This window comes from Psychrobacter sanguinis (assembly GCF_020736705.1).
GTDB lineage: Bacteria > Pseudomonadota > Gammaproteobacteria > Pseudomonadales > Moraxellaceae > Psychrobacter > Psychrobacter sanguinis.
Genome location: NZ_CP085990.1, coordinates 1,482,827 through 1,494,992, shown reverse-complemented (window position 1 = coordinate 1,494,992; position 12,166 = coordinate 1,482,827). Strand labels below are relative to the sequence as shown.

Below are 12,166 nucleotides of genomic sequence, written 5' to 3'. Positions count from 1 at the left end.
AAACTAATAAAGCTAGCGCTTATTTATACTACCGTTTATACAACAATCACCTAAACTACAGTCACGTGCAAACGCACATCCACATTGCCTCGGGTCGCATTTGAATATGGGCAGACTTGATGCGCTTTTTCAACAAGATTTTGCGCCTCTTCTTGACTAATACCAGAAACTTCAACGCTGATGTCTAAATCTAGGTTGTAGCTGCCAGAAGACTGCATACCAATACCAACCGCAACAGAAGTTTTTGAGCTACTGATATCTAACTTCATCTGTTGTGCTGTCATGTTCAAAGCACTGTCAAAGCAAGCGGCATAGCCTAAAGCAAACAGTTGCTCAGGATTAACGCCCTTAGCACCTTCTTCTTGTGGTGTAACTAAATCAAAGCCTAATGAGCCGTCATTAAGTTCTGTACGGCCTGAACGACCACCAGTGGCTGTTGCTTCGGTTTTATAAAATATTTTCATGGTTTTATCCTTATATGTTATATGTTTATCGTTATTCATTGTCATCGAGAATTCGAACGTTTTCAGTACTATTTGCGTTTCGATGTATTAAGTTTCGATAAATAAATTATAAGGTCTGACAAACAATTAGGTTAGAACGAACCTATAATATATTTGCCTATTTCTCTAAATTACTGGAGTATAGAGCAAATAGTTTGATAATTGATAAAGCAGGATACTATATGCAGCCCCATATAATAGAGTCATTGCTGACTATATTGCCTAGAAATGAAACGATCGAGTCTGACATTGAGGGACTCTTCTTTTATTGTGCAGACAAACCCAGTGATATGGTGAGCTATATTCAAGAGCCGAGCATCTGTATCGTGCTACAAGGAGAACGTGAGATTTACCTTGGCTCTGACTGTCAGCGCTTTGATAATAACCATTTGATGTTTTGCCCAGTTAATATTCCTATCAGCGGCCATATTAAATCCGCTTCTCCTGAGCGACCGGTTATCGTGATGTCTATGCGGCTTGATTTGCCATTAATTCGTGAAGTACTCGCTAAAATGCCGCCAAAATCGGCCACTCAAGGCTCTAATCTGGGTATTAAATGGCCTTTAGATAATACGATTATGGATTCATTTGAACGCCTAATAGGCTTGCTTCATTATCCAAATGATATTTACTTTTTAGCCCCATTATTACTTCAAGAAATCTATTACCGTCTGCTTAATGCTGAACAAGGTGAAAAGCTTAGGCAGCTCGTTACCAATGGCAGTCATACTCATCAGATATCTCAAGCAACAGATTGGCTAAAGCGTCATTTGAATGAGACAGTCGTAATAGAAGAGTTAGCGCTGAAGGTAGGCATGAGCGAATCTGGTTTTTACCAACACTTTAAAGCCTTGACCGGGTTTAGCCCTTTGCAGTATCAAAAGAGTTTACGCTTGATGGAGGCAAGGCGCCTAATTCGTTTAGGTGATAAGCAGGTGTCGCAAATCGCCTTAGACGTAGGATATGAGAGTCCCAGTCAGTTTAGCCGAGAGTACAAACGTTTTTTTAATGTCAGCCCAAGTCAGGATACCGTTTAGGGCAGTGTCGTCATAAATCCTATAATCTTAATCCTATAATTTTAAAGAAATCTTATAGTTAAAGCGCTTCTCGTGTTACTTATTAGTATCAGAACCTAATCATAAGTTAGCAACTTATTAGTAAGAGATTATTTATTATAGATAAGCCACCCACCACTTATTATAAGGTAGCCTGATATGCTAAAAAAATTATTTAAGCCAAAATTTGTCAAATTTGATGAAAAATACACTAAATTGACGGCCGAGGAAGAGTCGATCATTGAGGTTATTAGTAACGATATTCGTAAAGAAGTGCTAAAAACCAAAGGTAAAGACAAATTGCCTTACCACGGTCGTGCGGTACATACTAAGGGCTATTGTGCGCTGAAAGCTAAATTTGAAGTGTTGGATAATTTGCCCGCAGAATATGCGCAAGGCGTATACGCAAACCCTGGTATTCACGACGCAGTCATTCGATTCTCAAATGCTGGGGGCTTAGTAGCCCCTGATAGAAGACTGGGGGTAATTATTGGCTTCTCTTTTAAAGTATTCGATGTAGAGGGCACAAAGGTAACCCCCGATGAGCCTGAGGCGCCAACGATGGACTTTGCCTTGGTAAATACGCCAGTATTCTTTACCAATCAATTAAAGGATTATGCCTTATTGTCTAAGTTAGCGTTTGCTTTTAATGGTTATTTGGCAGATGGATTAGTTGGCAAGGCGAAGTTCGGGATACATTGGTTGACAAAGTATGGTAAAGAGATACCAGACTTTGAAGCATTTAAGACCTTAAATGCATTCCGTAAAACAGTAACGGTAAAGCCTAAAAACCCTTGGATGTATGATTATTTTTCTCAAGGTGTGGTACGTCATGGTGATTATATGGGCAAAATTAGAGTCACGCCTACCAAAGAATCTCTTGCTAAGATTAACCATCCCGATCTACATTTGTTTAGCGACAATGAAACCATTCGTAACACCCTAATTGAAGAAATCGGTGAGCACGATTATCAGTTTGATATACAAATACAACTGTGTCGCAATCTTAAAAAGCAACCTATTGAAGACATAACCAAAGAGTGGAAAGAGTCCGATGCACCATATGTGACCGTAGCGCGATTGACAGTGCCCTGCCAGGACGTACCAGAAGATGGGAACTTTGAAGTAATGGAACACTTATCGTTTTCTGTCTTCAGAGCGTTAGAAGAAAACCGTCCGATTGGTCGTATCCAACAGTCTCGCCTGGAGGCGTATAGAACGTCATCTAAAGTTCGTCATGAAGAAAACCAAGTAGAACGTAAAGAGCCGACCAGTTTAAAACAAGTATTTGATAAAACTTACTTTTAAACTTATTTCCAGTAAGTAGTTTGTTTGTATTTGGGAGGTTTCATAACGGTTTAAACTCTGCACACGACAAAAAAACAAAAAAGTCTGTTAAAGCAAAGGCATAATAGTAATTTTTAAGACGAATCAGACCATGCCAAACTTTAACAGACTTAGTGAAACTTTAACCCAAAACCTGAGCATGAACAAGGCAAGAATCAATTGTTTGAGCCTAATGATAATAGCCCTGATTACTGCTCAAAGCAGTAGTCTTAAAAAAAATAGCAAGACACCTTCCTAAGGGTGGTAAAACCGACAGCCACTATCGCAGACTACAGCGATTTTTTGCCGAAGCGAGGATAGACTACGATCAACTGGCTTTGATGATATATCGACTATTTGGACTAGGCAAAGTCACCTTAACCATTGACCGCACCAACTGGAAATGGGGTAAAAGTAACCTCAACATCTTTATGCTAGGAGTGGTATATAAAGGGATAGCCATCCCCTTATACTGGCAAATGCTAGATAAGCGAGGTAATACAAACCATCTTGAACGCTGTGAACTTATTGAGCGGTTTATCAAACAATTTGGCAAAGATAACCTTGATATGATAGTAGCAGACAGAGAGTTTGTTGGCGAAAAATGGTTTAACTGGCTCACCAATAATCACATACCCTTTGCCATACGGATTAAGAAGAACAGTAAAGTTAAGAATCATCATGGCAAGTTGGTACATATTAAAGAGTTATTGCGCCATGTTAGCCATCAAGAAACATATCGACATGGGCGAATACTGACTGTCGATGGTTGTTTGGTTCGAGTATTTGCCAAGCGTGATAAAGACTATGGTTTAGTGATTGTCGCAACCAATCAACTAGAAACAGTGGATGCGATGACAAGCTATGCTAAGCGTTGGGAAATTGAGACTTTATTTGCTTGTCTAAAGGGGCGTGGCTTTAATCTTGAAGATACCCACTTAACCCATCTTGATCGGGTCAGTAAATTAGTCGCAGTGAACGCCTTAGCATTTTGTTGGGCTTATCATGTCGGTATTTATAAAGACAAAGATAAGCCGTTAAAACGCAAGTTAAAGTCAAACGCTCGACCTCAAGCCAGTTTGTTTGCGCTTGGCCTGGATTTATTGATTGAAGGTCTTCGTTTGGTATTTTTTAACAATGATAAGACTGTATTTCGACAATTAGTTAGCTTTTTAACCCCTAAACCTATGAAAATCGGATGGGGATGATTTTTTTGTCGTGTGCAGAGCGGTTTAAAATAGAATAAATATCCGGTTAGTATTCAAATATTTAGCCGAGTTGTATATAATACTCCCGGAAAACTAGACCAAAAAATTGTAGCAAATAAGATAGAATAACCTTTAGAAAAAGAGGTCTATCTAATGACAAAAGTACGTAAGCGTCACAATGCTGAATTTAAAAGCAAAGTCGCCGTTGAAGCCATCAAAGAACACAAAACCCTCAACGAGTTAACCGCAGAATATGGGGTTCATGCAACCCAAATCAGCAACTGGAAAAAGCAGGCTTTGGCAGTTATCCCTACTGCATTCAATACCAAACAGCAAGCCAACGAACAAGCCCAGCAAGCTATTATCGATGAACTACATAGGCAGCTAGGGCAAGTCATCAGTGAAAGAGACTGGCTTAAAAAAAAGTCCTTACAGCTACCCTGAGCACTCGTAAACAACTGCTAGAACCTGATAACAAGGATTTTAGTGTTCGTAAGCAATGTGAATTACTCAGTATCAACCGCTCAAGTCTGTACTATCAGCCAAAGCCCATCAGCGAGCTTGATATTACCCTGATGAACCTGCTTGACCAGCAGTACACCAAGACCCCATTTTATGGGGTTAAACGCATGACAGCGTATTTGAGGCAACTAGGCTATCAAGTGGGAGAAGATCGAGTTAGGCGCTTACTACGGCAAATGGGGCTAGACGCTATTTATCAGCATCCTAACACGAGTAAGCCTAACTCTGAGCATCAAGTTTACCCGTACTTGCTTAGGCATGTACCGATTAGCCGTTGTAATCAAGTATGGAGTACTGATATCACCTATATTCGCTTAGCCAAGGGCTTCGTGTATTTGATGGCGGTGATAGATTGGTACAGTCGTTATGTTCTAGACTGGTCGCTATCTACCACGCTTGAGGCGGATTTCTGCGTTGATACGGTAAGTAGCTTACTGCACAATGGGTTACGCTGTGAGATTTTTAATACGGATCAAGGCTCTCAGTTTACCAGCCCAAGATTTACCAGACCGCTCATTGAGCAGGGTATTGCCATCAGTATGGATGGTCGCGGTAGGGCACTGGATAATATCTTTGTGGAAAGGCTTTGGCGATCAGTGAAGTATGAATGCGTGTATTTGCGACAGTTTGAGACAGTCAGTCAGGCAAGAGCAGGTTTGAAAGAGTATTTCGAGTTTTACAATCATGAGCGTTTACATCAGTCGCTCGATTACCATACTCCTGCACAGGTTTATCTGGCTAACAATAGTTCGGATAATAAATCGTTTTATCAACCCAATTCTATCTTAATTTTATGATAATTTGGTCTAGACATTGGGGAGTACCTTAGTATTCTCTTTTCAATAAATATGGCGTAAGCTTTCTTTTCGATTATTTAAGCCTATTTAATAACTGTTGTGAATCTCTTTTCTATGAACAAGCCCACTAAAATTAGTTCTTCTCTATTCCCCCTAGTCACCTGTCTGTGTCTTAGCTCAGCAGCTATTGCTCAAGATGACCGTCAAAATACTGTCTCTACTGAGACAGATAGTATTGACACAGACAGCGTCCAAACAGACGACATTGAAACACAAAATGCCTCTCTAGAAACAGAAGACTCTTCGTCTATCGAAACAGACAACTCTGACAACGAACCCTCTACCCTATCGAATCTTAATCAAGAAGCGACTCAATGGGCAGACGGTCAACGAGAAGGGGTACAGAAGAAACTCAGCAGCTGGGCAAATTCAATGGATGACTGGTTTGGTGAGCCTGATCCTAGGAAACCAGCCTCCGCTAAGTTACGAATTGTGCTTGATACCCGATGGGCAGATGATCCGGTTGAAGGGAGTCAAATCTCGGTTGAACCAAGAATTAGAGGCCGTTTAAAGCTGCCGGTATTAGAAAAACGTCTCAGCTTAATTATTGGTGATGAAGATTTAGATGAAGAAAAAATCTTAACCAAAGGGTCAAAAGGCAGTAATTCAAATAATAACAATGGCTATCAAGAGAAAACTTACGACCGCAAACAGACCCGTGATGACAACGCCTCAATCGCTTTGCGTTGGTCAAAGATAGAAGAAGCCCTCGGCTTTGATGCCGACATAGGTATTCGCTCTGGAGACGATGTGTACGTTAAGTTTAGTGCTGACAGGGACTTATATGAGCAAGATAAGTGGAAAATATCCACTCATAACTATTACCGCTATGGTAGCGACAGTGAGCATGCCTTAAAAGGTGAGGTGAACTTTCAGTATGCATTGGATCACAATAGCTATCTTAACAATAACGTCAATATTCGCTATCGCCATGAAGGGGATAAGGAAGACACAGACTGGAGCAATGAGCTGCGCCAAATTCACTTCTTTGAAAAAGAAAAACAGTTGTCTTATGGACTGTCAGCCTTCGGTAATTTTGAAAATAGCGAACCTAAATTAAACAGCTATGGCCCTACCATAAGCTACCGTCAGCCTTTTTGGCGGGATTGGTTGTATTTACAGACTGAGCTGAACTACTTTGATGACAAAGAAGAAGACAAGAGTCACTTTTTGTCTGGATTATTGCGTTTAGAAGCGTTGTTCTAATCGATCGCTATATAGAGTACAGGGCAGATAATATAAAACTGAACCAATTACGCTATTTTCGATTTAAAACGATCCACCCATTCGAGCCCTTTACTTACTAAATCAGTCGCTTGCTGCATGTGAGGACTGAGCGGCTTGTCATGCAGATTAATTTTGCTCATATCACCTTGATAATGCTCGACCACCCGTTTATTCATGATGGCAAACCATAATGGTGGAATATATGCCGGTATAATCATACTGGCGTAGCCACTGGGTAATTGCGGGGACTCGTCAAAATGACGCAAGGCTTGATATACTCGACTCGGATGAGCATGATGATCTGAGTGGCGCTGTAACTGGTATAAGAATAAGTTGGTCACAATGTTATTGCTGTTCCAGCTATGCGCAGGCTCAGTACGGACAAAATTACCTTTACTGTCTTTTTGACGCAGCAGACCATAATGCTCAAGATAATTGACCGATTCTAACAAACTAAAGCCATATGCGGCTTGAATCACAATAAACGGAATCACTTTCTTGCCATACAACTTACAAAGCGTGCCATACAGTATGGCGGTAATAGCCCATCCTTGTAATAGTTCATTGTCCTTAGACCAAAAGCTTTTGTTTTTACGTTCAAGACGACGTTTTTCAATGTTAATTGCAGAGCGTAATCCACCAATTACGGTGCGCGGTAAAAACTGCCAAAAGCTTTCGTTATAACGGCTACTTGCTGGATCTTGTGGGGTTGCCACCCAGCGGTGATGACCAAAATTATGTTCGATAGCAAAATGACCATAGGCCGAAGGCGCTAAGCTGATTCGGGCCAAAGTACGGTTCAACTTATCTGATTTATGACCCAACTCATGCGCTGTGTTAATGGCGATGCCACTGCCAATACCGGTGGTAATGGCCACACCGAGCTTGTTATACCACGGTAGCTGACGGTGCGTGAACTGGTGTGCGGCAATGAATAAGGCAATGTAATTAAGTGGAATAAAAGCATGGGCAATTTTTTGATAATAGCCATCATGCTCTAATACCTGGTAGGCGTGTTCAGATAAGTTACTTTTGTCTAAACCCATTATATAATCGGTTAATGGAATAAAGCCATAGGTAAAAATACTTCCAGACCAAGCAATGGCGGTATTTTTGGCATCAAAGCCTTGTTGATCTTTGACTCCTAGATACATTGCCCAACCAATAACGGGCGCAAGCGGACTCAACAGCCACAGCTTACGTTTGGGATCTTGCCACTCACTCTGTTGCGCTACGTGGTTGATAAGATTTTGTTGAGGCGGATTCAAGTTATGAGTCATCAGACGCTCCTTGCGTTAGTGTCGTGATTTAAACACAACTGACTTTATAGGTTTCTTCCTGAAACACTGAACTTAATAGCTAGATTAGAATATTTAATCAGTAAGCGCAAACTTTATTGTCACTTAATGCTTCACTTCATATCATATCCAATACGATAATGACAACAAAAAGCCCAGTCCGGAAGACTGGGATTTTGAGATAATGTTTAACAAATGGCATTTTAGTCGTACATGCTATTTAGCTGTCTCAGCAACTTCTTGTGTCGCATCATAAACAGGTTTGCCATTTTTAATGGTCTGTACCACTTTAATATCTCTAATTTGCATCGGTTTTATTGTGAGCGGATTTCTATCAAGTATCACAAAATCAGCGATCTTACCTACCTCAAGTGTGCCTTTCTTGTCCTCTTCAAATAGTTGGTAAGCGGCATGGCTAGTCACTGATTTTAAAGCTTGATAAGGACTGGTTTTCTCTTCAGAGCCTATGACCTTTCCACTTCTAGAAAGTCTATTTACCGCAGTCCACATGGTGAATAAAGGATCAATTGGGGTTACCGTTGCATCTGAGTGATTGGTGTATTTAAGTCCTAGTTTATCTGCACTCGCTATAGGACTTAAGAAACCTGCTCTTTTCTTACCCAAATTTTCAAGATGCACATCGCCCCAGAAGTAGGCATGATTGGTAAAGAAAGAAGGCTCTATATTGTATTTCTTAAAGGTTTCAAGCTGATCAGGTCTCACAAATTGCGAATGTATCACCACAGTTCGACGGTCTTTATCCAAGGCCTGATTTAATGCTTTTGAGGCGTATTCATGAGCCTTGATAACCATATCAATGCTGGCATCGCCATTGGCATGAATAAATAACTGATTGTCTGCTTGATACGCCAATTTGAATAAATCATTAAGGGTATCTTGGGATAAGCTAGGTAAACCGGTACAGTCCTTTTCACAGCCTTCCACCTTAGTCAAATAAGGTTGAGTAAAATAAGCAGTCTTACCTTGCGGTGAACCATCCGCAATAATCTTCGTACCTTGCACCTTAAAACCATTGTTATAGGTTTTAAAGGTGAGGTCTAGATCTTTTAAGTTACTTTCAAGCTCACTAAAGCCTGCCAGCGATACCAAATCAATTTTTAATTTTCCCTGATCCGCTTGGGACTGGAAAAAGCGAATGGCCTCTCTATCTGTCATCCCATCTTGAGCAGTGGTGATTCCCTTTTGAGCGTAGACATCTTGGGTTTGATCAAAAAATTCGGCTTGTTTGCTGTTCAGCACTTGGAGCATATGACCGACAAAAGGATACATCGCTGTTTCTTGCACTAGTCCATTGGGCTCATTTGAATTCGGCAATCGACCAATCATTCCGCCTTCTGGATTTTTGGTAGCCGCAGAGACTTTCATTTTCTCAAGCGCTAATGAGTTAGCAACGCCCATATGACCGCTGGTGTGTTGAATGTATACTGGATTATTGGGCAATGCTTTGTCCAGCTCCCTCTTATTGGGATGACGCTTATCCGACAACTGGCTTTCATCATACCCCCATCCGTATATCCACTCTCCATCAGCGATATTGTTTTCAGCCTTATAGTTTTTTAAAGCGGAAAGCATCTGATCGATGCTAGAGATATTACCCACAGGTGGCGGGTTTAAGTCGACTTGCCCCATGGTATTAGACACCATGCCAAAATGACTATGCGCATCTATAAAGCCTGGTAGCAGTGTTCTCCCCTCCAAGTCTATCTGCTCACTATCCATAAACTGATCTTTGGCTTTTGCTAAATTCCCCACATAAACAATTCTACCTTTACGCTCAACCAAAGCTTCCACTGTACTAGGCTCAGTGGTGTTCATAGGAATAATATTGCCGTTGTAATATAGATGGGCCTTATTCACTTGGGTAACTTTAGGTTCAACGCTGACCGTATTTTCAGTATTAGAACTACATCCCGCAAGAAGACTTAGACTAACTAGTGTGGGGATAATTTTTTTGATCATGACTGTTTTGGATACCCTTTAATTTCTACGCAGTTTGATAAATTGTTTGACCCATCAAACGCCTGATTTTTTTAATAATCGAACATTTGATGGGTCTAATTTAATGGGGCTAAGATAATGCTAAAGTGAACATGCTAATAAATGTTCTTAAGCTAATAGCTAATAGCCACTCCTAATCTAAGAGTTACTCTAAAGTCTGTACACCGCCGCCATTTACGAATAAGGTTTGACCACTTACCCATTCAGAGATAGGCGAGGCAAAATATAACATGGCACCCGCTATATCTTCAGCCGTACCCAGACGTTTGATAGGCGTATGCTGCAACATGGTTTTTTCAATTTCTGGTGTCAGAACACTCTTTAAAGCAGCGGTCTTAGTAGCGCCTGGTCCCACCGCATTGATACGTACCTCTGGTCCGAAGTCATGGGCTAAGTTTGCCACCATATGGTTCACTGCCGCTTTTGAGCCGCCATAACCACTCATATTTGGGCTCTTATTGATGCTCGACATTGAAGTAGTAAATACGATTGAACCGTAGCCTGCTTTTTTCATGTGTGGTACCACCAACTGACACAGACGCCAACCACTAAACACATTCAGTTCAAAATCACGTTTGATATCAGAAACGTCTGCTTTAAATGGATTTTCACGACCACCGCCACCACCGCCTGCATTATTGATTAAGATATGGATAGCCCCAAATTCTTTTACCGTCTGCTCGGTTAAATTTACCAAATGCTCATCTTTTAGTACATTACATTCAACAGCCAATGCCTTAACCCCTAATGCCTCGACTTCTTTAGCGGCTATTTCAGCATCTTCTAGTTTTAAATCGGCAATAACGATATTGGCACCATGTTTTGCAAGCATTAACGCCGTAGCTTTACCAATACCATTTGCACCACCGGTCACTATGGCTATCTTATCTGTCAAATCAAATAATTCGCTAGGATTCATGTCTATATCTTCCTGTTTTCTATAATATTGTTATTAATTATGTGTTTTTTGTTTGATAAATGAATATAACAGGTCAACATAACAAATTAGGCTTTAGCTGTAGGTGACTATTTGTTCCTTTTAGGTAATTAAGGCCTAAATTAATTGTTAAAGCTCATCGATTTTTTCAGCTTTAAAGTTTTATAGTTTTAAAACCTTTTTTGTTTTTTATATTGAAAAACTAGTTTCTATTTAAAATTAGCCTCGAAAACTGGCTTTGAATGCCGACTTTTTAAAATCACTTTTTGAAGTAGCCAACTGTGCTTAAAAGTTACAACTTTTTACCTCTCTCACAGAACACGAACAACTCATAACTTAGCCTTACTAATAAAATCTGTCGCTACTCTTATAATAAATATGTACCCCATAAAATTTTAATAAAACAATGGATTTTTGCTGTTTAACTTAACTATTTACCCTAATAGATAGTTCCTAATTATTAGGTCGGAAGTTTTTAAAGACAGTACCATTGAGTAATACCAATAACTATTAACTAACTTTTATAACTAAACTTTTTATAAATAGAAAACATAAAGGATAAAAAATGAGCGACAAACGTATTTCTGACAGTATGGAACAGGCCTTAAATGATCAAATGAATAATGAAGCTGCCCAAGCGCAGGCCTATTTATCTTTAGGTGTTTGGGCTGATTCAAACAATTATTCAGGCATTGCAGAGTTCTTCTATAAGCATTCAGAAGAAGAACGTCAACACATGTTTAAATTTTTAGAATATATTCAAACTCGCGGTGGTGAAGCCAAAATTGGTGCCATCCCTGCCCCACGTGACTATCCTGTAGATTTAGAATCTTGTATTGAAGATGTGTGGCAACACGAGCTTGATAACTCTAAAAAAATCTATGAATTAGTAGACAAAGCGCTAGAAGAGAGAGACTGGCCAACTTTTAACTTCTTACAATGGTTCGTGAAAGAGCAAATTGAAGAAGAAGCGTTAATCGATGGACTTCGTGATAAATACGCTTTGGCTTCAGAAACCAAAGACAATAATGCAAACTTCTATTCTTTAGACCGTGATATGGCAAATGCTTCGCAAGAAGCTGAATTACCTCGCGATCAGACTCTATAAGATAAGCGGTTCGTAGCAGTGCGGTGCTGATTAGAATGAGTTTTTAATTAATTTCTAACTTATTAATTCCTAACTTATTTGAGTTGAACCCGTTAAATTGAGTCTA

10 protein-coding genes are annotated in these 12,166 nt (G+C 40.0%); 6 read left to right on the top strand and 4 right to left on the bottom strand.

Going from position 1 to position 12,166, the window contains the following annotated elements; all coding sequences use genetic code 11:
- Positions 1-50: 50 nt before the first annotated feature.
- Entirely contained in the window at positions 51-464 is a 414-nt protein-coding gene (locus LK453_RS06335; RefSeq protein ID WP_201529130.1) for an organic hydroperoxide resistance protein, read from the bottom strand.
- Positions 465-685: 221 nt separating this feature from the next.
- Here LK453_RS06335 and LK453_RS06330 point away from each other — a divergent pair, with 221 nt between their 5' ends.
- From LK453_RS06330 to LK453_RS06310, 5 genes are all read left to right on the top strand, one after another.
- A complete protein-coding gene (locus tag LK453_RS06330) occupies positions 686-1,540 on the top strand; it encodes an AraC family transcriptional regulator (protein ID WP_201534499.1) in 855 nt (284 codons plus the stop codon).
- A gap of 177 nt (positions 1,541-1,717) precedes the next feature.
- Entirely contained in the window at positions 1,718-2,866 is a 1,149-nt protein-coding gene (locus LK453_RS06325; protein WP_201534496.1) for a catalase family protein, read from the top strand.
- Between the two features lie 230 nt (positions 2,867-3,096).
- Entirely contained in the window at positions 3,097-4,092 is a 996-nt protein-coding gene (locus tag LK453_RS06320; RefSeq protein ID WP_227954074.1) for an IS4 family transposase, read from the top strand.
- Between the two features lie 153 nt (positions 4,093-4,245).
- Positions 4,246-5,411 (top strand): IS3-like element ISPpy1 family transposase gene (locus LK453_RS06315; RefSeq protein WP_227945133.1). Its coding sequence is split into 2 segments (ribosomal slippage): positions 4,246-4,519 and positions 4,519-5,411, totalling 1,167 coding nucleotides; the frame shifts between segments, so codons are not numbered across the junction.
- Positions 5,412-5,525: 114 nt separating this feature from the next.
- Entirely contained in the window at positions 5,526-6,677 is a 1,152-nt protein-coding gene (locus LK453_RS06310) for a hypothetical protein (protein WP_007395741.1), read from the top strand.
- Between the two features lie 47 nt (positions 6,678-6,724).
- On the opposite strand, the gene LK453_RS06305 is transcribed toward LK453_RS06310, so the two are convergent.
- From LK453_RS06305 to LK453_RS06295, 3 genes are all read right to left on the bottom strand, one after another.
- A complete protein-coding gene (locus LK453_RS06305) occupies positions 6,725-7,978 on the bottom strand; it encodes an alkane 1-monooxygenase (protein ID WP_201536553.1) in 1,254 nt (417 codons plus the stop codon).
- A gap of 234 nt (positions 7,979-8,212) precedes the next feature.
- A complete protein-coding gene (locus LK453_RS06300; RefSeq protein ID WP_201536549.1) occupies positions 8,213-9,976 on the bottom strand; it encodes an amidohydrolase in 1,764 nt (587 codons plus the stop codon).
- 184 nt (positions 9,977-10,160) lie between these two features.
- Positions 10,161-10,934: a glucose 1-dehydrogenase gene (locus LK453_RS06295; RefSeq protein ID WP_201536546.1), complete on the bottom strand. Its 774-nt coding sequence runs from the start codon at positions 10,932-10,934 to the stop codon at positions 10,161-10,163.
- A 583-nt stretch (positions 10,935-11,517) separates the two neighbouring features.
- On the opposite strand from LK453_RS06295, the gene LK453_RS06290 reads away from it, so the two are divergent.
- Positions 11,518-12,060, top strand: coding sequence for a ferritin (locus LK453_RS06290; protein ID WP_007395745.1), 543 nt, complete (start codon positions 11,518-11,520; stop codon positions 12,058-12,060).
- Positions 12,061-12,166 lie beyond the last annotated feature (106 nt).

Excerpts from the sequence above, each read along its gene's own strand:
- LK453_RS06335 (WP_201529130.1), bottom strand. The coding sequence starts at position 464 with ATGAAAATATTTTATAAAACCGAAGCAACAGCCACTGGTGGTCGTTCA.
- LK453_RS06330 (WP_201534499.1), top strand. The coding sequence starts at position 686 with ATGCAGCCCCATATAATAGAGTCATTGCTGACTATATTGCCTAGAAAT.
- LK453_RS06325 (WP_201534496.1), top strand. The coding sequence starts at position 1,718 with ATGCTAAAAAAATTATTTAAGCCAAAATTTGTCAAATTTGATGAAAAA.
- LK453_RS06310 (WP_007395741.1), top strand. The coding sequence starts at position 5,526 with ATGAACAAGCCCACTAAAATTAGTTCTTCTCTATTCCCCCTAGTCACC.
- LK453_RS06305 (WP_201536553.1), bottom strand. The coding sequence starts at position 7,978 with ATGACTCATAACTTGAATCCGCCTCAACAAAATCTTATCAACCACGTA.
- LK453_RS06300 (WP_201536549.1), bottom strand. The coding sequence starts at position 9,976 with ATGATCAAAAAAATTATCCCCACACTAGTTAGTCTAAGTCTTCTTGCG.
- LK453_RS06295 (WP_201536546.1), bottom strand. The coding sequence starts at position 10,934 with ATGAATCCTAGCGAATTATTTGATTTGACAGATAAGATAGCCATAGTG.
- LK453_RS06290 (WP_007395745.1), top strand. The coding sequence starts at position 11,518 with ATGAGCGACAAACGTATTTCTGACAGTATGGAACAGGCCTTAAATGAT.